Origin of the sequence: Sorangium sp. So ce185 (assembly GCF_051526825.1) — a bacterium.
GTDB lineage: Bacteria > Myxococcota_A > Polyangia > Polyangiales > Polyangiaceae > Sorangium > Sorangium cellulosum_D.
In genome coordinates this window covers 4,569,063-4,594,145 of sequence record NZ_CP150316.1, presented here as the reverse complement: position 1 = coordinate 4,594,145, position 25,083 = coordinate 4,569,063, and the positions used below count along the sequence as shown (strand labels likewise).

Here is a 25,083-nt window from a genome sequence, read left to right as displayed (position 1 = left end):
ATCGAGGGGAGCGGCCGGAGGCGACCGATACCCGAAACCGACCATCACCTGCCCGGATTCGACCGTTCCCTTCGACGTGAGGCCGCTCTCTCCGCGACGGTGGACATAGAGATGTCCAGGCCCGCGCGCGCCCGATTCGGCACCACCCGGGACCATGGCATTCCCGGCCCCGCGACGGCCTCTAATTCAGATTCAGCCGAATCTGGCAGTAAAGCTGGATCACTTCCCGCCCCCGAAGCTCGGGCTACCCCCCCCGGTCGGAACGAAGATGACGCCGCCGCCGCCCCCACCACAGTCGCTGAGCGCGATGAGGATGAGGAGGACGATGACCAGGACGACGACGAGGACGATCACCGTGCCGGCGCTCATGCCGGTCCCGCTGCCGAGCCCGGGTTTTGGCGGGGGCGGCAGGTGGAAGGCGGCGGCGAGCTCCGGGCCGGGCAAGGGTGCGCAGAACGACACGCTGACCTCGGTCGGGGCCTGCTCGATGCTGATCTTGCCGCCTTCGCCCTGGTACTCGGTGGCTTGTACCCCCTCGCCGATCTCCACCTTCCAGTAGAACTCGCCGATGACGTATTCCACCTCGGCGTGGACGCTCTGTTTGAGCGCGTACGTCCTCCCCTGGTAGCTCGCGGTCGACCCCATCGGCTGGACCTCGCCGGGCGACAGCGGCGTCACGAGCTGCCAGGCGCCGTCCTCTTCCATCAGCCACAGGTAGCCGACGCTCGGTCCGCCGTAGAGCAGGTACTCCCGCCAGCGGTAGCGCTCGCCCTCCACCGTGCAGCCGCGGATGACGAAGCCGATGCAGAGCACGCGCATGCCGCGGAGCTGGCCCTCGGCGCCGAGCGGGACGTACGGCTCCATGGGCGGCCGGGGCACCTGGCCGAGGGCGACGAGGGCGCCGTTCGTGAGGTCGCTCGCCGTGCCGCAGTAGCGGCAGACGATGCGCTCCGCGGTCCCCGGGGCGGCGAGCGGGAGGTTGCCGCCGCAGTTCGGGCAGGCGAGGGCCGTCACCTGCGCGGCGGGCCGCTCCACGGGCACGCCGGCGTCGAGCTGCATCACGGCGGGGTCGATCTGCCGGCCGAGGTAGAGCTTCGGCGGGATAATCCGACCGTCGCCGTAGTCGAGGGTCCCGAACTCGCCCCGCGGCCCCGCGATGTCGACGAAGCCGGTCACCACCCCCGGCGCGGCGACGTGCGGCATCTCGCCCTCGGCCGAGATCACGCGCCGGCGGCCGACCTCGACGACGGTGAACACGCCGTGCCCCTCGAGGTGGACGCGGCCGCCGGGCTGGAGGGAGGCCCACGGGGGCAGCCCGTTCAGCGGGAGCGGCGCCTCGGTCGTCGCGTACCAGCGCCCCTGGGCGTAGGCGACCCACGTCCAGCGGCCGCTGGCCGGGAAGGCGATGAAGATCTCCTGCCAGGGCGCGCCCGGCGCGCCGGCGCGATCGAGCTGCACGCGGCCGTCGACGACGAAGGGCTCGTTGCCCCAGCGCCCCGTGACGCCGAGCTGGAGGGGCGTGGGGATCTCGACAAGGTCCGCGACACGCCCGACGGCCCGGAGGTCCCGGTCGGTGCGGGCGACCACGAACTTGCAGTGCTTGCACACCTGCGCCATCGCGCCCGCGAAGCGAAACGTGATCGGCGCGCCGCACGAGGGGCACGCGGCTGCTCGGTCGAAGGGCGTGCTCACGCGAGCACCATACTAGAAGCGCCGGCCAGGGAAGAGGAAGCGTTTCAAGGCCGCTTCCGCGCCGCGGGCTCGCACAGGCGCGCGTGAACCCGCGCGCGAACCGGCTGTGATCCCGCACGAGCGGTGGTAGGACCGCGCCGATGCCGGCCACCGAGGAGAGCTCGACGGGCGCTCGGGGCGCCCCGCGCGGGGACGCCGGGGCGAGCGCGCCTGCGGCGCAGCCGCTGCCCCGGCTCGTGCACCCCGCGCTCCTCGCGAGCGTGTTCGTCATCGCCACGTCGGGGCTCATCTACGAGCTCATCACCGGCACCCTCGCGAGCTACGTCCTCGGCGACTCGGTGACGCAGTTCAGCTTCGTCATCGGCCTCTACCTGTTCGCGATGGGGATCGGCTCGTACCTCTCGCAGTACATCGAGGGCCGCCTCCTCGAGCGCTTCGTCGAGATCGAGCTCGGCCTCGCGCTCGTCGGCGGGCTCTCCGCGCCGATGCTCTTCCGCGTGTACACCGCGCTCGGGGCGTTCCGCGCGCTGCTCTACGCGCTCGTGCTGCTCATCGGCGTGCTCGTCGGCCTCGAGATCCCGCTGCTCATCCGGCTGCTCAACTTCTCCCTGGATCTCAAGCGGCTCGTCGCGCGCGTGCTCACGCTCGATTACATCGGCGCCCTCGCCGCGAGCCTGCTCTTCCCGTCGCTCCTGCTGCCGCGCCTCGGGATCCACCAGACGAGCCTGTTCTTCGGCCTGCTCAACGCGGCGGTCGCGCTCACGAGCACGTTCCTCTTCCCGCTGGAGCGCTCGGTCGTCGTCCGGCTGCGGGCGCTCTGCGTGGTCGTGATGGCGGGGCTCGGCGTCGCCTTCGCGCTCGTCTCGCGGTTCGTCGAGCGCTCGGAGGCGCTCTACTTCGGCGCGCCCATCGTCTACGCGGCGCAGTCGCCGTACCAGCGCCTCATCATCACGCGGAGCCCGCGCACGACGCGCCTCTTCCTGAACGGCAACCTCCAGTTCTCGTCCGACGACGAGCACCGGTACCACGAGGTGCTCGTGCACCCGGCCGTCGCCGCCCTGGGCCGCGATCCGCGGCGCGCGCTGATCCTCGGCGGCGGCGACGGCCTCGCCGCGCGCGAGCTGCTGCGCTACCCGTCGATCGAGCAGATCCTGCTCGTCGACCTCGACGCCGCCGTCACCGGCGCCTTCCGCGACCTGCCGCTCGCCGCGGCGCTGAACGGGGGCGCGCTCCGCGATCCGCGCGTCGTCGTCCGCAACGAGGACGCGTTCAAGTACCTCGAGGAGTCGACCGAGTCGTTCGATCTCGCGGTCGTCGACTTCCCCGATCCGGGCAACTACGCCGTCGGCAAGCTGTACACCGACGCCTTCTACCACCTGCTCCGGCAGCGGATCTCCGTGCGCGGGCTCGCCGTGATCCAGGCGACGTCGCCGCACTACGCGCGCGAGTCGTTCTGGTCCGTCGTCACGACGCTCGAGGCGGCCGGCTTCAAGGCCGCGCCGCTGCACGTCTACGTGCCGAGCTTCGGCGAGTGGGGGTTCATCCTGGCGGGCGGCGAGGGGCTCGCCGCGCCCGGCGCCCTGCGGATCGACGCGTCGAAGCTCCGTTACCTCGACTCGAGCGGCCTGCCGGAGCTCTTCCGGTTCCCGCGCGATCTCGGCCGCGTCGATGCCCCGGTCAACCGGCTGAACGACCAGAAGCTCGTCTCCGTGTACACGCGCGAGTGGGCGGAGTGGACGCGGTGACCCGGTGAACCGCCGCGGCTTCCTCAGCTCCGTGGCCGCCGGCTGGCTCGTGCACACGGCCGCGCCGGGGCGGGCGCCGCTCGCCGGCGAGATCGTGGGCGCGGCCCACGGCGCGGGCCACCTGCTCCGCGGCGGCGCGCCGCGCGCCTCAGCGTCCGGCCCGGCCGAGCGCGCGGACGTCGTCATCGTCGGCGGCGGGGTGAGCGGCCTGTCGGCCGCGTGGCGGCTCGCCGGCGCCGGGCTCGATCTGCGGGTCCTCGAGCTCGAGCCGCGGCCCGGCGGCACGAGCGCGTGGGGCGAGGACGGCGTCGTGCCCTACCCGTGGGGCGCGCACTACCTGGCCGCGCCGAACGTCGAGGCCCGCGCGACGCTGCGGCTGCTCGAGCAGATGGGCGTCGTCACCGGGTGGGACGCGGCCGGCCGCCCCACGTTCGATCCGCGGCGGCTGTGCCACGCGCCGGGCGAGCGGCTGTTCTACGAGGGCGCCTGGCACGCCGGCCTCGCGCCGGTCGACGCGCTGCCGGCCGACGCGCTCGAGGAGCTCGAGCGGTTCCACGCGCTCGAGGAGGAGCTCACCGAGCTCCGAGGCAGCGACGGGCGCGCGGCGTTCCAGATCCCGCTCGACCGCTCGTCGCGCGATCCCGAGCTGCTCGCGCTCGACCGGATGAGCATGGCGGCCTGGCTCGATCGCGAGGGGTACCGCACGCCGTTTTTGCGCTGGTACGTGCGCTACGCGATGCTCGACGACTTCGGCGGCGAGCTCGAGGAGATCTCGGCCTGGGCGGGGCTGCACTACTTCGCGGGGCGCAAGGCGCGCACCCCGGAGCTCGCGGGCAGCCGCTACCTGATCTGGCCCGAGGGCAACGGGCGCCTCGTGAAGGCGCTGCTCGAGCGCGCGGCGCCGCGCGTGTCGCTGGGCGCGCTCGTCACGTCGGTGCGCCCGCAGCCGGGCGGCCGCGTGGAGGTCGACTACGTCGACGTGCAGCGCGGCGAGGCCCGCCGCGTCGAGGCGCGCGCCGCGATCCTCGCGGCGCCCGCGTTCGTCGCGCGCCGCATCTTCGCGGGCGGCGCGGCGGGCGAGCTGCCGGCGCGCGTCGCGTCGGCGTGGCTCGTCGCGAACCTGCACGTCGAGCGGCCCCTCGATCCAAACCACGCGTGGGATTCCGTCCTCTACGGCGCGGACGGGCTCGGCTATGTGGACGCGCGCCACCAGCTCACCGACCTTGCCGCGGGCGCGACGCAGCGCTCGCGCCTGGAGGCGCCGATGCAGCGCACCGTGCTGACGTACTACCGCGCGTACGGCGGGCCCGACGTCGCCGGCGCGCGCGCGGCGCTGCTCGGCGCGCCGTGGGCGTCGCTCGCCGAGGGCGTGCTGCGCGATCTCGCGCCGGCGCACCCGCACCTGCGCGACGACGTGGGCCGGATGGACGTCATGATCTGGGGCCACGCGATGCCGCGCCCGCGCCCCGGCTTCCTCGGCCCGCGGCCGTTCGAGCCGGTCTGCGCGCTCGACGAGCGCGTCGCCTGGGCGCACGTCGATCAGCCCGGGATGGCGCTCTTCGAGGAGGCGCATGCGTCGGGCGTGCGCGCCGCCGAGACGATCGCGGCCGCGCTCGGGCTCGCGATCGGCGAGAGCTGGCTCTGAGCTCGCGCGCCCGGGCGAAAGCGCGCGGCGCGGGCGCGCTTTCGCGGCGCGCGGCGCCGCTCGGCGGGAACCCCACGTCCCCTCTCATCTTTCAAGAGCAAAGTGCGTCCGGCGGGCGGGCGCCTCCGGGAAGGTCCGTCGCCCCCGCCGCCGGCCGCTTCTGCCCCGCGTGGAGCCGCCGCGGTGGGAGATCCGGCCCAGGATTTCAGCTTTGCCCTCGCCTTGAACTTGCGCTGCCCCCCGGCTCCGCGTCTACTCTCTGCCCATGTTGCGGACCCGGTTTGCCGGGATGACGGATACCGGGCTCCTCCGGGACCACAATGAGGACAACCTCCTCGTCAGCGAGGAGTACCGTGTGGTGGCCGTGGCGGATGGAATGGGCGGACACCGCTCGGGCGACGTGGCGAGCCAGCTTGCTGTGAGCACCCTCTCGGACTTCCTGTCCGTGACGGTGGGGAGGGACGCCACCTGGCCGTTCCCCGCCGATCCGAACCTCACGGAGGAGGAGAACTACGTCGTCACCGGCCTCAGGCTGGCGAACCGGCGCATCTTCGATCGCTCGCTGAAGACGCTCGCCGACTTCGGCATGGGCACGACGATCGTGGCGGCGATGTTCTCCAAGGACGCCGAGCACGTGACCGTGGGCCACGTGGGCGACAGCCGCTGCTATCGCCTGCGCGACAGCCAGATCACGCAGCTCACCCGCGACCACTCGCTCGTCAGCGACGCGGCGCACATGGCGCCGTGGATGACCGAGGAGGAGGTCCGGCAGCTGCCCGCGAACGTCATCACGCGCGCGCTCGGCATCCGCGAGGACGTCCTCGTCGATCTCGTGACGGACGAGACACGCCACGGTGACGTCTACCTCCTCTGCTCCGACGGCCTGTCCGGCCTCGTGAGCGACGATCAGATCCTCGAGCTCGTGATGTCGAGCGGCTCGCTGGACGCGGCGTGCAAGGCGCTCATCGATCGGGCGAACTACTTCGGCGGCACCGACAACATCACGGTCGTCCTCGCCCGCGTCGAGGAGGTCCCCGACGGCAAGCGCGCGTTCGTCGACGAGCCCACGCAGGAGAGCCGCTAGCCCCTGCCGCTCGCCCGCCACCGCCGCCTCCGGGGGCGGCGAGCGCGCGGCACCGGCCAGGCCGGGCGCACCAGGGCGCTGGGCGGCAGGCGCGCAGGCTCCGGGCGGAGGCTGCGCGCCGGCTCTAGCCGACGGCAAGCGCGCAGGCTCCGGGTGGAGGCTGCGCGCCGGCTCTGGCCGACGGCAGGCGCGCAGGCGCTGAGCCCGCGGCAGGCGCGCAGGCGCTGGCCGACGGCTGGCGCTCCGCTACAGGACGAAGTGATCCATGAGCTGAAGGACCTCCAGGTTCAGCCCCTTCAGCGCGGCGCACTCCCGCTCCACCTCGGCCTGGAAGACGGGCTTGATGTGGTAGAGCATCGTCGGCAGATCCTTCGGCGCGCGGAACTTCTGGAGCTCGACGGCGAGCGTCTGCGGCGTGTGGTGGCCGCTCACGGTCGCGAGCCGCTGCTCCCGATCGGGGAAGCTGACCTCCATCAGCAGCGCGCGGAGGTCCTGCTGCTGGTTCAGCACCTCCCAGAGCCGCTCGGTCGGCCCGGTGTCGCCGCTGTACGCGATCGCGCCGCCGCTCCCCTCGATCACGAAGGCCGACGCGTCGATCGTGTGCGTCACGTGGACCGCGCGCACGAGCCGCCCGGCGACCATCGTGGGGCGCTCCGGCTTGAGCTCGAGGTACTCGATGGTCGGCTGCGCGGGGCTCGGGATCACCGCGAAATCGGGCCACAGCACGTTGTTGAAGAAATGCTTCTTCAGCGTGCGCAGCGTCTCGCGCGTGCCCGCGATCACGAGCGGCGGGCACCCGAGCTGGCAGCGGTTGTCCGCGATCGTGGCCAGATCGCGGATGTGGTCGAGGTGCGCGTGGCTCACGAGGCACGCCTCGATCTTCGCCTGCTCCTTCACCTCGAGCCCGCTGGTCAGCGAGCCCGCGTCGATCGCGAGGACGTCGTCCACGACGAACGCGCACGTGCGATGCCGGGGGGTCTCCCCGCCGTGGCAGCCGATGACGCGCAGCTCCACGGGCTCAGCTCGCTCCGCCGAACTTCTGCGGCGTCTCCAGGAATTCGATGAAATCCTGAAACCTCCGCATGTCGGTCACCATGATCGCCCCCTGCCCAGGGGGCCCTTCCGCGAGGAGCTTCAGCCGGCGGAGCCGCGCCATCACCTCGTCCACCATTCCTTGCTCGACGTCGACCTCGCGCGCGATGTCCGCGGGGGAGGCGCGGAGGCGTATTCCTTGCGGCGTCTCTTCCCCGAACGCCTCGGCGTGGCGGGCGAGCGCGAGCATCACCCGCGCCTTGGGGTCCCGGTGCATGAGGATCTCGACGAGCGCGTCCGCCGCGTCGAGCCGCTTCGCGAGCTTCTTGATCAGCCGGAACGCGATCTCGGTGTCCCGCTGCAGCATGGCCTTGAGCTTTCGCGCCTCGACCACGAGGCACCGGGACGGCTCGCTGACGGTGGCCGTCGCGTTGCGCGGCTTGCCGTTCAGGATCGCCATCTCGCCGACGAACTCGCCGGGCCCGAGCACGGCGAGCACCTTGTCCTCGCCCTCGACCGATTTGGTGATCCGCACAGCGCCGGACTGGATGACGAACATGACGTCGCCGGGGTCGCCCTCGCGAAAGAGCACGTCGCCCGGCACGTACTCGCGGCCATAGCGGGCGAACGACGACTCCGACATTGCCCGAGAGTCTAGCGCCGCGCGTGACCGCGGGTCAAAAACCCAGGCAAAGGCTCTCGGCCTCACAAAGCGCGAGGGGCCCTCCAAGCCAGCATGCTTTGGAGGACCCCTCGGCCCGCTTCGTCGGGAGCGGCGCGCGCCGCGTCGACCACCCGGCGCCGCCGGAGCGCGGCGACGACCGGCGCGCGGCCGGACAGGCGCTCAGCCCATGTCGAAGTCGCCCATGCCGCCCATGCCGCCCATGCCGCCCATGCCGCCCATACCCCCCATGCCGCCCATGCCGCCGGGGGCGCCGCCGGCCGCCGGCTTCTCCTTCTTGGGCTTCTCGGCGACGAGGGCCTCGGTCGTGAGCATCAGGCTCGCGACGCTGGCCGCGTTCGAGAGCGCGTGCCGCACGACCTTGGCCGGGTCGATGACGCCGCCGGCGAGCAGGTCCTCGTACGCGTCGGTCGCGGCGTTGTAGCCGAACGTGGCCGCGCCCGACCGGACCTTCTCCACGACCACCGTCCCGTCGACGCCCGCGTTCTGGGCGATCTGGCGGAGCGGCGCCTCGACGGCGCGGCGCACGAGCCGCACGCCGACGTCGCGCTCGTCGTTGAACTTGAGCTGCTCCAGGGCCGAGGCCGCCCGGAGGAGGGCCACGCCGCCGCCGACCACGATGCCTTCCTCGACGGCCGCGCGGGTCGCGTGCAGCGCGTCCTCGACGCGCGCCTTCTTCTCCTTCATCTCCGTCTCGGTCGCCGCGCCGACCTTCACCACCGCGACGCCGCCGGCGAGCTTCGCGAGCCGCTCCTGGAGCTTCTCGCGATCGTAGTCGCTCGCCGTGTCCGCGATCTGCTTGCGGATCGCCTCGATGCGGCCCTTGATCGCGGTCTTGTCGCCCTGGCCGTCGACGATGACCGTGTTGTCCTTGTCGATCTCGACGCGCTTGGCCGTCCCGAGGTCGCGCACCGTGGCGCTCTCGAGCTTCTGGCCGAGGTCCTCCATGAACGCGGTCGCGCCCGTGAGGATCGCGATGTCCTTCAGCATCTCCTTGCGGCGATCGCCGAAGCCGGGCGCCTTCACGGCGGCGACCTTGATGGTGCCGCGCAGCTTGTTCACGACGAGCGTGGCGAGCGCCTCGCCCTCGATGTCCTCGGAGAGGATGAGCAGCTCGCGGCCCTGCTTCACCACCTGCTCGAGCAGCGGCAAGAGGTCGGCCATGGCCGAGATCTTCTTCTCGTGGACGAGGATGAGCGGGTTCGTGAGGACCGCGGTCATCTTCTCGGGATCGGTCACGAAGTAGGGCGAGAGGTAGCCGCGGTCGAACTGCATGCCGTCGACGGTCTCGAGCTCCGTCGTCATGCGCTTGTTCTCCTCGACCGTGATCACGCCCTCCTTGCCGACCTTCTCCATGGCGTCGGCGAGGATCTGGCCGATCTCCTTGTCGCCGTTCGCGCTGACGGTGGCGACCTGGGCGATCTGGTCCTTGTCCTTGGTCGGCTTGGCGGCCTGCTGCACGGACTCGATGACCTTCGCGACGGCCGCGTCGATGCCGCGCTTCAGGTTCATCGGGTTGTGCCCGGCCTCGACGAGCTTGAGGCCCTCGCCGAAGATCGCCTGGGCCAGCACCGTCGCCGTCGTCGTGCCGTCGCCGGCCTTGTCGCTGGTCTTCGAGGCGACCTCGCGGACCATCTGGGCGCCCATGTTCTCGAGCTTGCCGGCGAGCTCGACCTCCTTGGCCACCGTGACGCCGTCCTTCGTGACGACCGGCGCGCCCCAGCTCTTCTCGATGACGACGTTCCGCCCCTTGGGCCCGAGGGTCACCTTGACCGCATCGGCGAGCGTGTTCACGCCCTTCAGGATCGCGGCGCGGGCGCCGCGGCTATAAACGATCTGCTTCGCAGCCATCTCTCAATCCCCTCGCGGCCGCGCGGCCGCGTCTGCTATCGCTTGGGTTCGGTTTCCCTCGATCCGGATCAGGAGGCGGACTCGGTCACGGCGAGCACGTCGTCCTCGCGGATGAGCACGTGCTCCTCGCCGTCGAGCTTCACCTCGGTGCCGCTGTACTTGCCGAACAGCACCTTGTCGCCGACCTTCACCTCGAGCGGGCGAACCTTGCCGTCCTTCAGGACCTTGCCGTTGCCCACCGCAACGACGCGCCCCTCGATCGGCTTCTCCTTCGCGGCGTCGGGGATGATGATGCCCCCCTTGGTCTTCGTCTCGCTCTCGACGCGCTTGACGACAATCCGATCCTGCAGCGGCCTGATTTTCATGGTGGCTCCCTCGTCCTCGGCTGGTTGACTGACCATCGGCTCGCCGGAGGTCCCGTTCGCCCCCCCGCAGGGGCCTTCCGCCCCCACGACGAGAGCTAAGTGCCCGGGATCACAGTCGCTTGGCACTCTCCTAGGCCGGTGGCTAAACCGCGGCCGAAAGTAAATCAGTCGCCCGGCACGTCAAGGGCACGCAGCAGACAGTCGCGACTTTTCCGGGGCCGTCGCCCCCGTGGAACGAAGAAGGAGCTCCTGGAGAGAGCGTCCGGGCAGCCGTCGCAATGCCGTGGGGGCCCCCCCGAGAGATCGGGCGGGCGAGGGCGAGCGATGACGCTGCGGACGGACGGGACGGCGGCGCCGGACGGCTGCGAGAGAGCGGCAGCGAGAGCGCGGCGGGCTCGATGCGGGCGGAGGGGACGGAGCGAGCCGCGCAAAATGCGCGAAACGCCGAGGATTTTCCGCCCCGTGAGGTTTTCTTGGTCGGGTCCGATTTTGATCGCTTGACAACCCCACCGGTCCGAGTAGATTCCGCGGCCCGTGGCGCTGATGAACACAGCGCTGACCCCTTGGGGGATCGTCTAACGGCAGGACGCAAGATTCTGGCTCTTGCTATCAAGGTTCGAATCCTTGTCCCCCAGCCAGGTCGATCAGCTCTGCTATCGGCCTTCTCGACAGTACAAGGTCCCATCGTCTAGCGGTTAGGACATCGGCCTCTCACGCCGGTAACGCGGGTTCGATTCCCGCTGGGATCGCCAGCATCACCTCAGCTCTCCTCGCTACCGAGAGCTCCTCCACGTCGCCCTGCGACCGCGGCTGCGGCTCGCGACCCCGCGAGGGTGCGCCGCCGGCGTCTGCAGGTCGCGCGGGGCACAGTGCGCGCCGGAGCAGCCCGTCGAGCATCGCCGGGCGCTCCAACCTCGTCGCCCGGCGCGTGAGCTTCTCGATGAAGCACAGGTTCGTCGAGGAGCACGCAGGGTAGCAACGGCGCCCTCCGTTCGAAGTGCGCTACCCTCGGGCCCATGGCGGCGCAGGACGGGGACGAGCTGTTCGACATCTTTGATCGCAGCGGCAAGCCGCTCGGCGTGCGCAAGGCGCGCAAGCTCGTCCACCGCGACGGCGACTGGCACCGGAGCCTCCACGTGTGGGTGGTCCTCGAGCGCGAGCCCGACGGCCGCCGGAGCAGCGCGGAGCCCTGGGTGCTCTTCCAGCAGCGCAGCCCGGACAAGGACACCTGGCCCGGCGCGTTCGAGGTCGCCGTGTCGGGGCACTACCGCGCCGGCGAGGATCTCGCGGAGGCGCTGCGCGAGGCCGAGGAGGAGATCGGCCTGCCGCTCGCGCCGGGCGACGTGATCCGGCTCGGCACGTGCCGCCACAGGGACGACCACGCGCCCGGCATCATCGACTGCGAGCTGGTGGACGTGCTGCTCGCGACCACCCGCCGCGCGCTCGCGGCGTTCCGCCCCGACCCGGCCGAGGTCACCGCGCTGCTGTCGCTCCCGCTCCACGCGGCGCAGCGCCTCGTCCAGGGCGAGGTGCCCAGCGTGACCGGCCTGATGCGGCAAGCGCCGGACGAGAGCGGCGCCGTGAAGATCGCGCCGCGCGACGTGCGGCTCGACGAGTTCGTGGCCGCGCGCCACGGCTACTACGAGCACGCGCTCGAGAGCATCCGCCGCCACGCCGCGGGCGAGACGCCGGCTCCGTGGACGCTCGGCTAGCGCTCCCGCCGAGCTCGTCCTGGCTCCGGCGCGCGGGCGCCGATTTCTTGGGCATCCGCGCCGGGCGGGGCAGAGTCGCGGCCGGAGGCTGCCCGATGAACCGACAGAAGACTCCGAGCGCTGTCCCTCGAGATGCCGTGGGGCGGTACCTGGCGAAGGCCACGCAGGGGAGCGGCGTGCGCGCCGTCGCCCTCGCCGGCGAGGAGGGCGCGCTCCTCGGCGGCGCGCGCTCCGCGGGCGCCGCGGCGAGCGACGACGATCTCGCGCTGCTCGCCGCGCTGGGCGCCGGCTGCGCCGACAGGATCGCCGGCTACGACGAGCTCGACGAGCTCGTCGATGCGGTCGCCGGCGACGACGACTTCTACGCGACGCGGCTCACGGTGTGCGAGCGGACGCTCTACCTCGCCTCGATCGGCGCGCGCGTCCCGCAGCAGAACAAGGTCGCCGCGGAGCTCGGCCAGATCCTCGCGCCCGTGCTGTCGGCCTGAGGCGGGCGGCCCCCGCCAGCTCCCCGCGCCCGCGCTGTCAGCCTGAGGCGCGGCGCGGCTCCGCGGGCCGCCGGGCCCTCTCGGCGGGGCCCGCCGTCGCGACGAGGAACCCTTCGGCCCGGTGCGGGGCGAGGCCGCAGCGCGCGTTCATGCGCTTCGCGATCTCGTCGCCGGCCCGGACGAGCGCGTAGAACCACCGGATCCCGAAGCGATCGTGCCCCTCCCGGAGCGCCGCGGCCTGCAGCGGGGCGCCGAGCCCGCGGCCGCGGTACTCCTCGCGCAGGGAGGTGCAGATCGGCATGCCCGTCCACGAGGGCGCCTCGCCGACGTCGGAGATCCAGAGCGGCGGGGCGCCCAGGAGCCCGAGCTGGGAGAGCGCCCTGGGCCCGCCGTCCTCGGCGGCGTCGGGCCGCGTCAGGACGCACAGGGTCGTGCAGCCGATCAGCGCGCCCCGGCCGTCGTGCAGCGCGAGGGTCACGGAGCGCCCCTCGCCGCCGCGCAGGGTCCAGCCAGGGAGCGGCGCGTGGCCGCTCTCGACCTGGAGCTCCTGGAGCGACCGGATCGTGGCGTCGTCGTCGTCCGGGGACACCCGGAAGAGGCGGAGGCCCGCCGGAAAGGAGCGAAACCGGCCGAGCCCCTGCACGGCGGCGCGCACCTCGCCGGCCGGGGCGCCCATCACCGAGAGCCCCTCGTCCACGGAGAGCCCGGCCTGGCGCAGCGACGCGGCGAGCGCAGGGAGCTCCGGCCGGGGGGCGTGCAGGAGCACCCGCTCGAAGCAGCGCACGAGCGCCTCGCGCCGCTCCGGCGGCGTCCGCTGGGCGTGCAGCAGGATGAGCGAGCGCCCGTCCGTGGTGATGCCGTCCTGCTCCGCGATCCAGCCGCGCGCGGCGTACAGGATCCGCTGAGCCCGGTAATCCACGGCCTCACCGAAGCAGCCCGGCCCGTCCGCCGGAGCGGGGCCGCGCTGCTGCGGGGCGTCGTCGCGATCGAGGTCGAAGGCAAGCATCATGGCGGCATTCCTCCTGTCGAGAGCGAACGGCGGCTCCCACGAGAGCCGAAAGCCGGCGCGGGGCGCCCGCGCCCTGCACCCGGGCGAGCCCCTGCCGCGCCGCCGAGGTCCACCGGCGTGATGGCCTGAAGCGGCGGTGCGTGAATTCGGGAGAACCCCGCTTTCCCGGCGGCTGTTCAGCCCGCGTGTCGAGACTTCAACTTATCCCTGCTCGGCGATCACGCAAGCCGCGACATGCCATGATCCGGGCAGCGCTCGAGCCGGGACACGCGCGCTCACGCCTGCTTATAAACAATTGAATTTGCTAATAAAATTGGCCAACATCCCCGTTTGCCCACAAGGCATCTCGCCGTCCGGCGCCGCCGGGGCGTGGACATAGAAAGACCTAGCCTGGAGCGACGCGTGGCGCGGGACGTCGCGCGGGGGAACGCGCGCCGCGGGCGGACCGGCGGGGGCCCTGGACGAGAGAGATCGCCGGCATGACCTCGGCGGTTGAGGACGATCGCGCGCCCTGGTAGGTTGGCGTCCAGTATTGCGCGATGACCACCGCCCTTGTCACCGAACCCGACAGCGCCGCGCCCCTGCTGCCACGTCCGTTCCTCAAATGGGCGGGCGGCAAGGGCCAGCTGCTCCGGCAGTTCCAGCCGCTCCTGCCCGCGTCGTACGGGCGCTACTTCGAGCCCTTCGTCGGGGGGGCCGCGCTGTTCTTCTGCCTGCAGCCGAAACGCGCGGCGCTGACGGACGTCAACGCCGAGCTCATCGACTGCTACCGGGCGGTGCGCGACCGGGTCGAGGAGGTCATCGCCGCGCTGGGCAGCCACGCCTACGAGGAGGCGCATTACTACCGGGTTCGCGACCTCGACCCCGCCTCGCTCACGCTGCCCGAGCGCGCCGCGCGGACCATCTTCCTGAACAAGACGGGGTTCAACGGGCTCTACCGGGTCAACAGCGCCGGCCGCTTCAACGTGCCTTTCGGCCGCTACGTCAACCCGTCGATCTGCAACGCGCCCCAGCTGCGGGCCTGCTCGGCGGCGCTGCAGGGCGTCGAGCTCGAGGTCCGCGACTTCGAGCGCGTGCTCGACCACGCCAGCGAGGGCGACTTCGTCTACCTGGACCCGCCGTACTCGCCCGTCTCGCCGACCGCGAACTTCACCTCGTACAGCGCGGGCGGCTTCAGCTTCCGCGACCAGGAGCGCCTCGCGGCGCTGTTCGCGGCGCTCGACGAGCGGGGGGTCCAGGTGATGCTCTCGAACTCCGATGTTCCCGAGATCCCGCCGCTCTACAAGCGGTTCAAGATCGACCGCGTCGCGGCGCTCCGGAGCATCAACGCGAAGAGCGACGCCCGGGGACGCGTGGGAGAGATCGTGATCCGGAATTACGCGACCCGGCGGAGCCGCAAGGCGGCGGCGGACAAGGCGGGCTGAGCCCCGCGCCGCCGCGGGGCGCGCGCCTCAGTCGACGGTCTTCGACCCGTGCTTCTTCGGATCGGGGGCGGCGCGCTCCTCGGCGTACGCCATCGCCACCTCGATCTCCTCGTGGATCTCGCTCGAGGTGACCTTGTTCCCCGACGGATCGACGGCCTCCCACACGAAGCCACGGAGCTCGCCCGGGCGCTCCGGTCTCCAGCGGACCCGCAGGGTCCAGCCGTTGATCTCGGCGGTATACCCACCTTCCTCGTGATCTCGCTGCCATGCCGAGACCGTCGGGTGCTTCAGCATCGCGAGGTCTCCGGAGCAGCGAGGCGAGAGGACAAAAGAACTGTTCCCGAATGGCCGCGCTCCCCCCCCGAGCAACGCCGCCGTCCGGGAACACGGGGAAGATAGCAGGCGCCCCGGGCCGGGCGATCAGGCAGGCGTGTGTTCCTCATGGGGGTGCACCTTACTCCAGTCCCAGCACGCGCCGAAAGGTGTCGCAGGCGCGGGTGGGCCGTCGGCAGGGGCAGCGTGAACAGCGCAGGCGTCATCGCGCGGACGGGCGGCGCCAGCGACAGGCGCCCCATGCTACGAAGCCCTCATGGGGGCAGGAATCGTCGTCTTTTTCGGGCTCGCGCTCGTCGGCTATCTCCTGGTTGCCCCGCTGGTGGCCTTCGTGTTCGCCGTCCGGGCCAACCGGCGCAACGAGGATTTGCTGCTGCGGATCCACGCGCTCGAGCACCGGCTGGCCGAGCTCTCCGGGCAACGCGGGCGCCCCGAGCCGACCGCCGCGGTGGAGAGCCCGCGCAACGCGCAGCCCGTGGAGCCGGCGCGAGCTGCCCAGGACGCCCTCACGCCGCCGTCGGTCGCGCCCCCAGCGGCCACCGGGGCCGCAGGCGCGCTGCCCGCGATCGACGAGGGGTCCGCCGGAGCACCGCCTGCGTTCGGCGCAGGTGCGGCGCCCGCGTTCGGCGCAGGTGCGGCGCCCGCGTTCGGCGCAGGTGCGGCGCCTGCGTTCGGCGCAGGTGCGGCGCCTGCATTCGCCGGCACACATCCTGGGCTCGACCCTGCCGGCACGCCGCCGGCGATCGCGTTCCCGGACATTACCACCGACGCCGCCGGCGTGCCGCCGGCGATCGCGCTCCCGGAGACCGCCGCCCCCCTCCCGCCTCGCCTCGCGGCGCCGCTCGACGAGAGCGCCGCCAGCGCCGCCTCGGCCGCGCGCCACGCAGGCCCGGAGACACCCACCATCGAGGAGAGGCTCGGCCTCACCTGGCTCACCCGCGCAGGCGCGGCGACCTTCCTCCTCGGCGCGCTCTTCTTCTTCAAATATGCCTCGGACAACGCCTGGATCGGGCCCCTCGGGCGCGTGGCGATCGGCGCCGTGATCGGCGCCGCGCTCCTCGGGGCGGCCGAGGTGCTCCGCGGGCGAACGCAGCGCCGCTTCGTCCACGCGCTCATCGGCCTCGGGCTCGCGGTCCTGATCGTGTCGGTGTGGGCGAGCGCGGCGCTGTACGAGCTCATCCCGATCCCCGCCGCCTTCGCGGCCGACACGGTGCTCCTCCTGCTCGGCGCCGCGCTCGCGCTCCGCCACCGCGGCGAGGCGATCCTGATCCTCTCCCTCGTCGCCGGGTTCCTCAACCCGGTCGTGCTGTCGACCGGGCAGGACCGGCCGCTCGTCCTGTTCAGCTACCTCCTGCTCATGACGAGCGTCGTCCACGCGGTGGCCGCGAAGCTCGGGTTCCGCGTCGCGCCCTGGCTCGCGCTCGCGGGCCACGCGGCGCTGTTCTGGGGCTGGTACGATCGGCACTTCGACGCGAGCGCTCCCCCGGACGGCGGAGACCCGAGCGCGCTGCCCTGGCTCGACGCGCCGGGCCAGGCGCTCCCAGGGCCCTACCTCCCGCTCGCCGCCCGCGCCGTGCCGCTCGCGTTCGTCGGACTCGCGGCCTTGCAGGGCCTCCTGCGCGCGCTGTGGGCGCGCCGCGCGACCGCCGCTCCCGGCGCCGCGCCTGCCCCGACCGCCGCCAGCGGCGCGGCGTCCGCCCCGGGCGCCGCTGCCGACGCCGCGCCTGCCCCGACCGCCGCCAGCGGCGCGGCCGCGACCGTCCCCGCGCCGGCCGGCGGCGTCCCCGGCGCGGCGCCCGCGGACGTCACCGCGCTCGCCGCCGCCTCGCTCGCGCTCGCGCACGCAGGCGCGGGCGCGCTGCTCTTCGACGCCCCGCGCGCGCTCGCCGCCGCCGCCATCGCGCTCGCGATCGCGGCGACCGTCGCGCTGCGCGCGCTCGGCGAGAGCAGCTGGCTGCTGGCGCCGATGGGCTCCGCCTTCCTCGCCTTCGCCGCGACGTTCGCGGACGCGCCGGCGCCGCACCGGACGGCGCTCGCCGCGCTGGTCGCGCTCTGGACGCTCGTCTACCTCGCCGGCTGGCTCCGCGGCGCCGGGGCCTTCGGCCGCCTCGATCGGAGGACCGCCGTCGCGTGCTCGGCCGGCGCGGCGCTCTTCGCCTGCGCCGCGGGCATGCTGTTGCTCGAGGCCGAGCCGGCGCTCTTCGCGGTCGCGATCGCGGGCGCCGCCGCCGTCGCGGCGTGGATGGCCGCGCGCGCCGAGCTCCCTGCCCTGCTCCTCGTCGCGGCGGCCGCCTCGGCAGGCGCGCTCGCGGCGGCGGCGCCGCGCGCGCTCGCGCCGGACGACGCGGCCGCGCCGGCGGCCGTCGACGCGGGCTTCCTGGGCGCGTCGGCGCTCGTCATGCTCGTGTTCCTCGGCGCCGTGGGCGCCTCCGCGCGGCGCCCGCGCGAGCCCGGCGCGACGGCGCTCGCCTGGTCCGGCGCGCTCGCCGCCAGCGTGGCGACGCTCGGGTTCGTCGCGGCCGCGCTGGGCGCGACGCCCGAGGAGACGCCGACGCTCCGCGCGCTGCTCACCGCCGGCGCCGGCGCCCTGGACCTCGCGCTCGGCGCGGCGCTCCTGCGCGCCGGCGCGGCGCGCGCCGCCGATCGCGTCGCCCTGCTCCTCGGGCAGGCCCTCGCGCTGTTCGCCGCGGCCGTCGCCTTCGGGCTCGGCGGGGCCACGGTCACCGTGGTCTGGGGCATCCTCGCGGCGGTCGCGGCGGCCATCGCCGCGCGCACCGGCGAGCGCGCCTGGCTCGTCGTCACCTCGCTGCTCTTCCTCGCCGCCCTCGCGCGGGCGCTCGGCGTCGATCGGGTCGAGACCGAGGCGCTCGTGACGACCTGGTTCGACACGCGCGGCCGCGACGGGGTCATGGCCGTCCCCGTCCTGCTCAACGCGAGGGCGTACGCGTTCGCGGGCGTGAGCGCGGCCCTACTGGCCGCAGGCCGCCTGCTGTCCCGCGCCGGCGTCGCGCGCGCCGAGGCCGTCGGGCGCGCCGTCCACCCCGCGCGCGCCGACCTCCGCGCCGCGGGGCTCACGGCGCTCGGCGCAGGGTACGCCTTGCTCCTCGCGACCGTCGTCATCGAGGTGCGGAGCGCGATCACCGCGCTGCCCCCCGCGCCCCCCGCCCCGCTCGACGCGGCCGAGTTCGCAGAGCTCGCCGTGCAGCACCGCGCCGCCCTCGAGGGCCAGCAGGGCAGCCTCGCCATGGCGACGACGCTCGTGCTCGCGCTCGCCGCCATCGCGCTGCTCACGGCGGGGTTCGCGGCGCGCGACGCCTTCCACCGGTACGCCGGGCTCTCGCTGTTCGCCGTCACGATCGCGAAGCTCGTGGCGTGGGACGTCTGGCACGTGGAGCGCATCTATCAGATCGCGCTCTTCACCGGCGTCGGCGCGCTGCTCGTCGGCGGCGGGTTCCTCTACGCGCGGTTCGGCCGGCGCCTCGTGACGCTCCTGCGCGCCGGGCCGAGGGGCGCGGCCGGGCTCTTCGCGCTGCTCGCGGCGACCGGCCTCGCGCGGCCCTCCGAGGCGCAGACCGTCGCGCCGCTGCCGACCGAGAGGCACGCGCGCGTCCGGCCCATCGACGGCGTGGACGCGGCCGGCGACCACCGCATCGACGTCGATCTCGACCTCTACCGCGAGAGCCGCGCCGAGGACCTGCTCGCCGACGTCCGCATCGCCGGGCCCGACGGCGCCGAGGTGCCGTACGTGCTGCGCGAGACGGGCGCCTCCCCCTCCTCCGGGCGGATCGCCGCCACGATGCTCGATCCGGGCGTCGACGCCGCCGGCGTGGCGCACGCAACCTGGGCCCTCGACGCGCCCGGTACGCGCCACTGCCGGGTCGAGCTCAGCGTCCTCGGCGGCAGCTTCCTCCGCGAGGCGCGCGTCGACACCGGCGCGGACCCGAGATCGCTCAGCGAGGTGGCGCGCGGCGCCTACGTGTACCGGATCCCGCAGGGCGCCGAGGCCGTCGAGCACCTCTCGGTGGCTTATCCCCTCTCGCGCGCCGCCCTCGTCCGGATCCGCCTCGTCCCCGAGCGCGCCCCGGCGCCCGGGGCGGCCGCGGACGTCCGGATCACGGGCGGCACCGTCGCGTGCGAGCCGCCGGCCGCCGCCGAGAAGGCCGCGCTGCTGCCGCTCGCGATCGTCGAGACGCGGCGGGACGCCGACGCGCAGGCGACCCTGGTCACGCTCGACGCCGGCGCCGACGGCGCGCCGCTGCACGCCGTCCTCCTCGACGTCGCCACGCCGGAGTTCAGCCGCCGGGTCGACGTCGCCTCGACCACCTACCGCGCGGTCTGGCCTGCCGTGGGGAGCGGCCAGATCCATCGCATCCGCCCCCGCGGCGAGGCCGGTCCGGCGCTCGCGTCGACGCGGATCCCGCTGAGCCCGACGCGGAAGCGCTTCCTCCGCCTCACGATCCACGACGGCGACTCGGCGCCGCTCTCCCTCTCGGGCGCGCAAGGCGAGGTGCGGGCCCGCGAGATCGTGTTCCGCGCCGCCCAGCCCGGCCCGCACCGGCTCTACGTGGGCGACGCCCTCGGCAAGCGCCCTCGCTACGACCTCGGCGACGTGCTCGACCGCGTCGAGCGCGAGCGTCCGCCCGTCGCCGCGAGGCTCGGCGCCGCGCAGGCCAACCCGGGCTTCGGGGCCGCCCCGGTCGCGCGCGACCTCCCGTTCACCGAGCGACACCGCGCGCCGATCGGGGCCGCGCTGGCCCTCGGGCTGCTGGCGCTCGCTGCGTGGGCCGCGCGCCTCCTGCGGCGAGGGGCCGAGCCGCCCGACGACGGGTCCGTGCCCGCGCGGCAGGGAGCAGCAGACAGGGAGCCGCGGCCGTGATGGGATTGGATGTGCGACGGGCAGCCGGAAACACGAGGGCCCTCCGGCGGTCCGAGCGACCATCGAGGGATGCACCATGAGAGGCCGGCGCTTCATTTACTTGGGTCTCTGTGCGAGCGTCGGGGCGGCGCTCTGGTCGTCGAGCGGGTGCTCCGCCGCGTCGCGCGACCAGCAGGCGCCCGGCTCGGTCGGCCGGGGCGTGGGCGGGGGCGCGACGAGCGCCACGACGGCGGAGGCCGGCGCCGGCGGGGGCCCCGCGGGGGCGAGCTCGGGGATCGATTTCGGCCACGGCGGCGCGCCGAGCAGCGAGCCCGAGCAGCGCGACAACGACGGTGACGGGTTCACCGTGGAGGACGGCGACTGCAACGACGACGACGCGAACGTCAACCCGGGCGCCCTCGAGGTCGCGATCACCGAGCCTGACGACACCGGCGTCGTGCCCGAGCCGGCCGACGAGGACTGCGACGGCGAGATCGACAACGTGCCGCCGCCGTGCGACCGGAACATCGCGCCCGCCGATTTCGACGCCATGCACGGGGCTCACGCCGTCGACCTCTGCGCCAAGGCGTCGCCTGGCGACAGGAGGTGGGGCGTGCTGAGCGCGGAGTACGTGCGCGGCGACGGCTCGCGCGCGGAGCCCACGCCGGCGGTCGGCGTGCTCGACTCGTTCGGCCCCAACGTGCGCGTGCAGGGCGGGGACCGCATGCTCGTCCTGTCCACGGGCCGCGCCCGGATCGCCCACTGGCCGGGCGCGTGCAACATGTCGGACTGCACGAACTACGGCCCGGGGGAGGCGCCGCCCGGCTTCCCGCAGGACAACCCGGATTGCCCTCCCTCGTCGAACATCAACGACGACATCGGCCTCGAGCTCGTCATCCGCACGCCGACGAACGCGACCGGCTACGAGTTCGCGTTCAAGTTCTACACCTTCGAATACCCCGAGTTCATCTGCGACCACTTCAACGATCAGTTCCTCGCGCTGGCGACGCCGGCCCCGCCCGGATCGCTCAACGGCAACCTCTCGTTCGATAGCCTGGGCAACCCGGTCAGCGTCAACATCGGCTTCTTCGATGTCTGCGAAGGGTGCGACCTCGGGGCCGACGAGCTCGAGGGCACCGGCTTCGGGCTGTGGGACGACGCCGGCGCGACCGGCTGGCTCCGCACGCAGGCCCCGGTGAAAGGCGGCGAGGAGCTCAAGCTGCGGTTCATGATCTTCGACACCGGCGACTCGGCGCTCGACTCGACCGCGCTCGTCGACGGCTTCGAGTGGGTCGCGAACGGCGGCACGGTCGCGGTCGGGACCGCGCCCGTCGAGGATCCCCAGTAACGCCGGCGGCCGCCTCCCGGCCGCACCCCGGCAGCGCCCCGCGCGACCGCGGCCGCCTCCGGGGCGCCCCCGCAGCGCCTCGCGCGACCGCGTGACCGCGCGTCGGCGTCCCACGACCGCGCCGGCGACTCTCGCGCCTGCGGATCGCGGATCGAGATTTCACCGCCTGGATTGTTGCGCTGAGCGATACAATGCGGCCATGCGGCTCCCGTCCTTGGAGAACCTCGCCTGCTTCGAGGCCGCGGCGAGGACGCTGAACTTCCGGACCGCGGCGCGCGCCGTCGCACTCAGCCCCGCGGCGTTCGGCCAGCGCATCCGGCAGATCGAGGAGCAGGTGGGCGCCCCGCTGTTCGAGCGGACCACCCGGCGGGTGCACCTCACGCCGCAGGGGCTCGCCTTGCTGCCGCGCGCCCGCCAGTGCCTGGCCCTCGCCGAGGACTGCCTCCGCGGCGCGATGAGCCCCGCGCCCGCCCCGGTCGAGCTGACGCTCGGCACGCGCTTCGAGCTCGGGATGTCGTGGATCGTCCCCCAGCTCGGCGCGCTGACGCGACGGCGCCCCGAGCTCATCCTCCACCTCTACTTCGGCGCCTCCGACGATCTGCTGCGGCGCCTCTCCGATCGCAGCGTCGATTGCGTGGTCACGAGCGCCCGCTGGAGCGCCGCGAGCCTCGCGGCGGAGACGCTGCACGAGGAGCGCTACGCCTTCGTGGCCTCGCCCAGGCTGCTGCGACGCGCGCCGTTCTCCCGCGCCGAGCACGCCTCGCGGCACTGCCTGCTCGACGTCGACGCGACCATGCCGCTGTTCCGGTACCTCGCGGACCAGGCGGGCGGCTTGGGCCGCTTCGCGTTCGCGCGCCACCGCTGGGTGGGGCTCGGCGCCGCGATGAAGACGCTGGTGCTCGCCGGCGAGGGCGTGGCCGTGCTGCCGCTCCACATGGTCGCCGCCGAGCTCCGCGGCGGCAAGCTGAAGCGGCTCCTCCCGTCGGCGTCGCTCGCGCGCGATCATTTCCGGCTCGTCTACCGGCGCGACGACCCGCGGAGCTCGCTCTACGCGAAGCTCGCCGAGTCGCTGCGCGCCGTGCCGATCCAGTGAGCGCGCCGGCCCCGGCGCGCCGCGGCCTCGGGTAGACTCCCGGCCGAGGATCATGAGCGAGCCCCCCCACGGCGGCGCGTGCTGCCGCAGGACGCCGATCACGGCGCAGGACATCAACGGCGGACCGGACCCGACCCGCCGTGTCCCCTTCGTCATCACGGCGCCCGGCCAGTACGCGCTGGTCGAGGACGTCGACTGGGTGGCGGCGGACGAGAACGCGCGGGCGATCACGATCGCCAGCGACGATGTCACGCTGGACCTGTGCGGGAGGACGCTGCGGCAGATCGACCCTCCGGCGCCCGCCCGCTCTCCGGATCCGAGCGCGCGGCCGTGCCGGGGCGAGGTCGTCTCCGGGAACGTGGGCGTCTACGCCGAGGGGCGTCGCCGGCTCGTCATCAAGAACGGCGGCGTGCTCGGGGTCCAGGGGGTGGGGATCGTCGCCAAGGCGTGCTGCCAGGTGGATCTGATCGGCCTGTCGGTCACGCGGTGCGGCGGCGACGGGGTGGTCGACACGACGTTCCTGCGCCGCAACGGCGGGATCTTCGTGATGGGCGCGCAGGACGCCGAGGGCAACATCGCCTTTGCGTCCGACATCCGGATGCTCGACTGCGTGTGCTCGGAGAACACGAGCCGGCTCGATTTCGTGGTGACGCTGGGCGCGCTCGTCCTGTTCTGCGACGACGTGGAGGTCAAGCGGTGCGTGTTCAACCGCACGGCGAACACCAGCGCTGAGCCGAGCGGGGTGCAGTTCAACGTCGTCGGCGCCGACTTCGTCATCTGCCGGAACGTGCTCGTGGAGGACTGCGAGGCGCACGACAACACGTCGGGCGGCGAGCCGGCCGGCTTCTTCGCCTGGGGCGAGAATTACAAGTTCCTGCGCTGCCGGGCGAACCGGAACTTCACGCTCACCGGCAACCGAGCGTGCGGATTCAACATCTCGACCACGAACAACCTCGAGATGGTCGATTGCGAGGCGGACGGGAACTACAACGCGAACCCGGCCGCGTCCGCTGACGCGGTCCGCGATTTCTCCGCGCTCGGCTTCCGCATCGGCCGGGCGGTGTTCCGCGCGTCGATCGAGGGCTGCCGCGCGCTGGGCAACCACAGCGTGGGCGCGAACGCGCCCGCCGCCGGCTTCGCGCTCCACGCGACCGGCCAGGTGGTGCTGCGGCGCTGCGTGGCCCTGGGCAACAGGAACGCGAGCGGGACGGCCGAGAACGACGGCCTCGCGGCCGGGTTCATCGCGTCGGCGCCGCTCGCGGACCCGGGGGGCGGCCTGGTGGGCGGCGAGGGCAACGCGTTCATCGACTGCATCGCCGACAGCAACACGGTGCACCGCGCCCCCCTGTTCGTGCAGCCGCCGGCCCCGCCGGTCGACGCCGGTCCGTCGCGCGGCGACCCGCGGAAGGGGGCGGGGTTCCTGCTCGACCGGCAGAAGGACGCGCGGATCGTCGGGTGCAATGCCGCCAACAACGACGGAAAAGGGATCTGGCTGCGGGGCTGCGCGCGCGCGCTGGTCGAGGGAAACACGCTGTCGGGGAACACGCTGTACGGCATCCAGAACGAGGATCCCGCCGGGCTGAGCGCCTTCCTGGGCAACCGGGCGCACCTGAACGGGTCTCGCCACCGCCACAGCTACGTCGGCCTGCCCCCCGGGACGCCGATCCGCAAGTGGACGCTCGGCGCCCCTCCTCCGGACGGCCCGTGGGGGCCGGTGGACAACCTCAGCGTCCGGATGCCCTGAGGCGAGACGCGGACGTCGCGCCTCCGGAGAGAGCCGCGCCGCTCGGCGTTCGCCTCGCCGGCCTCGATCCGGCGCGCGTCAGCGGTTCCCGTCCTGCGCCTGCTCGGCGCGCGCCCGGACGGCCGCGACGGCGCGCGCCGAGCCGTCCAGGTTCTCTGCGTTGAGGAGGCTCTTCGGCAGCGGCAGCTTCGGCCGGAGGAAGACCTCGAGGGACACGCGCGTCGTCCGGGCGTCGATCTTCTCCAGCTGCCAGGTGGCCTGGAGGTCTTTCACGTTGCCGGCGACGAAGCGTGACGAGTAGGTCTCGACCCCGTCCACGAGGGCGGCCTTCTGGAACTCGATGCGCGCCCACATCGTGACGGCGCCCTGCAGCGCCGAGACCTCCATGTAGATATCCCATCCGCCTGCGGGCGTGCGCCCGAGCACGCGGCACTTCTTGTAGTGCGGCATGAACTCCGGATAGCGCTCGAACGAGAGCACGGTGGCGCGCACGCGCTCCAGCGGGGCCTTGACGACGGCCGTCGACCTTCCGCGCGAGAACCCGGTGCTGCCGATCGGGACCGCCACGCTCGCGATCCCTGCGGCGTCCGGCGCCGGCTGCGCGCGCTCGCCTCCGTCGTCGCTGGCGGCGGCCGGCAGGACATCGCCGCTGTCGCGCTGTGTCAGCGGCAGGCTCGGTGCATCCAGGGTGCTCCCTTGTTCACCGGCGCCGCACGCGGCGAGCGCGAGCGCGAGTCCTCCGGAGAGCGCGGGCTGGATCAGGGCGCGATGGGCGATGGTGGTCGAGCGAGTTCTCCCCATGACCGCCGAGCTTGCCAGCGACGTGCCCGCCGCCGCCCCCCGGCGCTGATACCGCTCCGCACATCAACGCTCAGGCCCCACCCCACCCCGCCGCCAAGAACGGATCCCCTCCCCACCGCACGCGCATAGACCCCGGAGAACAGCGAGACCTCCCCGCCCTCCTCGAGCGGTTTTCCGCTG

18 protein-coding genes and 2 tRNA genes are annotated in these 25,083 nt (G+C 73.4%); 12 read left to right on the top strand and 8 right to left on the bottom strand.

Annotation, left to right across the window (positions count from 1 at the left end):
• Window positions 1-219 precede the first annotated feature (219 nt).
• A complete protein-coding gene (locus WMF26_RS16965; protein ID WP_061621886.1) occupies window positions 220-1,692 on the bottom strand; it encodes a DUF4178 domain-containing protein in 1,473 nt (490 codons plus the stop codon).
• A gap of 140 nt (window positions 1,693-1,832) precedes the next feature.
• On the opposite strand from WMF26_RS16965, the gene WMF26_RS16960 reads away from it, so the two are divergent.
• From WMF26_RS16960 to WMF26_RS16950, 3 genes are all read left to right on the top strand, one after another.
• Window positions 1,833-3,437 carry a polyamine aminopropyltransferase gene (locus WMF26_RS16960; RefSeq protein WP_438001175.1) on the top strand — a complete coding sequence of 535 codons (1,605 nt, stop codon included), beginning with the start codon at window positions 1,833-1,835 and terminating at the stop codon, window positions 3,435-3,437.
• Between the two features lie 4 nt (window positions 3,438-3,441).
• Window positions 3,442-5,082, top strand: coding sequence for an FAD-dependent oxidoreductase (locus WMF26_RS16955; protein ID WP_438001174.1), 1,641 nt, complete (start codon window positions 3,442-3,444; stop codon window positions 5,080-5,082).
• Window positions 5,083-5,347: 265 nt separating this feature from the next.
• A complete protein-coding gene (locus WMF26_RS16950; protein WP_020735368.1) occupies window positions 5,348-6,166 on the top strand; it encodes a PP2C family protein-serine/threonine phosphatase in 819 nt (272 codons plus the stop codon).
• A gap of 246 nt (window positions 6,167-6,412) precedes the next feature.
• Here WMF26_RS16950 and WMF26_RS16945 read toward each other — a convergent pair whose 3' ends face one another.
• The 4 genes from WMF26_RS16945 to groES form a co-directional block, all read right to left on the bottom strand.
• Window positions 6,413-7,180, bottom strand: coding sequence for an MBL fold metallo-hydrolase (locus WMF26_RS16945; protein ID WP_061629442.1), 768 nt, complete (start codon window positions 7,178-7,180; stop codon window positions 6,413-6,415).
• A gap of 4 nt (window positions 7,181-7,184) precedes the next feature.
• Window positions 7,185-7,841: a Crp/Fnr family transcriptional regulator gene (locus WMF26_RS16940; protein ID WP_020735366.1), complete on the bottom strand. Its 657-nt coding sequence runs from the start codon at window positions 7,839-7,841 to the stop codon at window positions 7,185-7,187.
• A 201-nt stretch (window positions 7,842-8,042) separates the two neighbouring features.
• On the bottom strand, window positions 8,043-9,731 hold the full coding sequence (gene groL, locus WMF26_RS16935; RefSeq protein WP_438001173.1) for a chaperonin GroEL: 1,689 nt from the start codon (window positions 9,729-9,731) through the stop codon (window positions 8,043-8,045).
• 68 nt (window positions 9,732-9,799) lie between these two features.
• Window positions 9,800-10,096: a co-chaperone GroES gene (gene groES, locus WMF26_RS16930; RefSeq protein WP_020735364.1), complete on the bottom strand. Its 297-nt coding sequence runs from the start codon at window positions 10,094-10,096 to the stop codon at window positions 9,800-9,802.
• A gap of 564 nt (window positions 10,097-10,660) precedes the next feature.
• Here groES and WMF26_RS16925 point away from each other — a divergent pair.
• The 4 genes from WMF26_RS16925 (at window position 10,661) to WMF26_RS16910 (ending at window position 12,296) form a co-directional block, all read left to right on the top strand.
• Window positions 10,661-10,734: transfer RNA gene (locus WMF26_RS16925), tRNA-Gln, on the top strand.
• A gap of 39 nt (window positions 10,735-10,773) precedes the next feature.
• Window positions 10,774-10,848: transfer RNA gene (locus tag WMF26_RS16920), tRNA-Glu, on the top strand.
• A 264-nt stretch (window positions 10,849-11,112) separates the two neighbouring features.
• A complete protein-coding gene (locus WMF26_RS16915; RefSeq protein WP_438001172.1) occupies window positions 11,113-11,808 on the top strand; it encodes an NUDIX hydrolase in 696 nt (231 codons plus the stop codon).
• Between the two features lie 95 nt (window positions 11,809-11,903).
• Window positions 11,904-12,296: a hypothetical protein gene (locus WMF26_RS16910; protein ID WP_438001171.1), complete on the top strand. Its 393-nt coding sequence runs from the start codon at window positions 11,904-11,906 to the stop codon at window positions 12,294-12,296.
• Between the two features lie 37 nt (window positions 12,297-12,333).
• Here WMF26_RS16910 and WMF26_RS16905 read toward each other — a convergent pair whose 3' ends face one another.
• A complete protein-coding gene (locus tag WMF26_RS16905) occupies window positions 12,334-13,305 on the bottom strand; it encodes a hypothetical protein (protein WP_438001170.1) in 972 nt (323 codons plus the stop codon).
• 539 nt (window positions 13,306-13,844) lie between these two features.
• On the opposite strand from WMF26_RS16905, the gene WMF26_RS16900 reads away from it, so the two are divergent.
• Window positions 13,845-14,729: a DNA adenine methylase gene (locus tag WMF26_RS16900; RefSeq protein ID WP_438001169.1), complete on the top strand. Its 885-nt coding sequence runs from the start codon at window positions 13,845-13,847 to the stop codon at window positions 14,727-14,729.
• A 27-nt stretch (window positions 14,730-14,756) separates the two neighbouring features.
• Here WMF26_RS16900 and WMF26_RS16895 read toward each other — a convergent pair whose 3' ends face one another.
• Window positions 14,757-15,023, bottom strand: a complete 267-nt coding sequence (locus WMF26_RS16895; protein ID WP_061629436.1) for a hypothetical protein — start codon at window positions 15,021-15,023, stop codon at window positions 14,757-14,759.
• Window positions 15,024-15,318: 295 nt separating this feature from the next.
• Here WMF26_RS16895 and WMF26_RS16890 point away from each other — a divergent pair, with 295 nt between their 5' ends.
• The 4 genes from WMF26_RS16890 to WMF26_RS16875 all read left to right on the top strand — a co-directional run bounded on the left by WMF26_RS16890 (window position 15,319) and on the right by WMF26_RS16875 (window position 24,102).
• Entirely contained in the window at window positions 15,319-19,938 is a 4,620-nt protein-coding gene (locus WMF26_RS16890) for a DUF2339 domain-containing protein (RefSeq protein WP_438001168.1), read from the top strand.
• 76 nt (window positions 19,939-20,014) lie between these two features.
• Window positions 20,015-21,265: a choice-of-anchor L domain-containing protein gene (locus WMF26_RS16885; RefSeq protein ID WP_438001167.1), complete on the top strand. Its 1,251-nt coding sequence runs from the start codon at window positions 20,015-20,017 to the stop codon at window positions 21,263-21,265.
• Between the two features lie 199 nt (window positions 21,266-21,464).
• Window positions 21,465-22,358, top strand: coding sequence for a LysR family transcriptional regulator (locus WMF26_RS16880; RefSeq protein ID WP_437947181.1), 894 nt, complete (start codon window positions 21,465-21,467; stop codon window positions 22,356-22,358).
• Between the two features lie 52 nt (window positions 22,359-22,410).
• Entirely contained in the window at window positions 22,411-24,102 is a 1,692-nt protein-coding gene (locus WMF26_RS16875; protein ID WP_438001166.1) for a right-handed parallel beta-helix repeat-containing protein, read from the top strand.
• A gap of 78 nt (window positions 24,103-24,180) precedes the next feature.
• On the opposite strand, the gene WMF26_RS16870 is transcribed toward WMF26_RS16875, so the two are convergent.
• A complete protein-coding gene (locus WMF26_RS16870; RefSeq protein ID WP_438001165.1) occupies window positions 24,181-24,903 on the bottom strand; it encodes a type II toxin-antitoxin system RatA family toxin in 723 nt (240 codons plus the stop codon).
• Window positions 24,904-25,083: the final 180 nt, after the last annotated feature.

What these genes read in the sequence shown, in the direction of transcription:
- WMF26_RS16960 (WP_438001175.1), top strand. Translation starts at nt 1,833, where the DNA reads ATGCCGGCCACCGAGGAGAGCTCGACGGGCGCTCGGGGCGCCCCGCGC.
- WMF26_RS16950 (WP_020735368.1), top strand. Translation starts at nt 5,348, where the DNA reads ATGTTGCGGACCCGGTTTGCCGGGATGACGGATACCGGGCTCCTCCGG.
- WMF26_RS16940 (WP_020735366.1), bottom strand. Translation starts at nt 7,841, where the DNA reads ATGTCGGAGTCGTCGTTCGCCCGCTATGGCCGCGAGTACGTGCCGGGC.
- groL (WP_438001173.1), bottom strand. Translation starts at nt 9,731, where the DNA reads ATGGCTGCGAAGCAGATCGTTTATAGCCGCGGCGCCCGCGCCGCGATC.
- groES (WP_020735364.1), bottom strand. Translation starts at nt 10,096, where the DNA reads ATGAAAATCAGGCCGCTGCAGGATCGGATTGTCGTCAAGCGCGTCGAG.
- WMF26_RS16915 (WP_438001172.1), top strand. Translation starts at nt 11,113, where the DNA reads ATGGCGGCGCAGGACGGGGACGAGCTGTTCGACATCTTTGATCGCAGC.
- WMF26_RS16910 (WP_438001171.1), top strand. Translation starts at nt 11,904, where the DNA reads ATGAACCGACAGAAGACTCCGAGCGCTGTCCCTCGAGATGCCGTGGGG.
- WMF26_RS16905 (WP_438001170.1), bottom strand. Translation starts at nt 13,305, where the DNA reads ATGATGCTTGCCTTCGACCTCGATCGCGACGACGCCCCGCAGCAGCGC.
- WMF26_RS16900 (WP_438001169.1), top strand. Translation starts at nt 13,845, where the DNA reads ATGACCACCGCCCTTGTCACCGAACCCGACAGCGCCGCGCCCCTGCTG.
- WMF26_RS16895 (WP_061629436.1), bottom strand. Translation starts at nt 15,023, where the DNA reads ATGCTGAAGCACCCGACGGTCTCGGCATGGCAGCGAGATCACGAGGAA.
- WMF26_RS16890 (WP_438001168.1), top strand. Translation starts at nt 15,319, where the DNA reads ATGGGGGCAGGAATCGTCGTCTTTTTCGGGCTCGCGCTCGTCGGCTAT.
- WMF26_RS16885 (WP_438001167.1), top strand. Translation starts at nt 20,015, where the DNA reads ATGAGAGGCCGGCGCTTCATTTACTTGGGTCTCTGTGCGAGCGTCGGG.
- WMF26_RS16880 (WP_437947181.1), top strand. Translation starts at nt 21,465, where the DNA reads ATGCGGCTCCCGTCCTTGGAGAACCTCGCCTGCTTCGAGGCCGCGGCG.
- WMF26_RS16875 (WP_438001166.1), top strand. Translation starts at nt 22,411, where the DNA reads ATGAGCGAGCCCCCCCACGGCGGCGCGTGCTGCCGCAGGACGCCGATC.
- WMF26_RS16870 (WP_438001165.1), bottom strand. Translation starts at nt 24,903, where the DNA reads ATGGGGAGAACTCGCTCGACCACCATCGCCCATCGCGCCCTGATCCAG.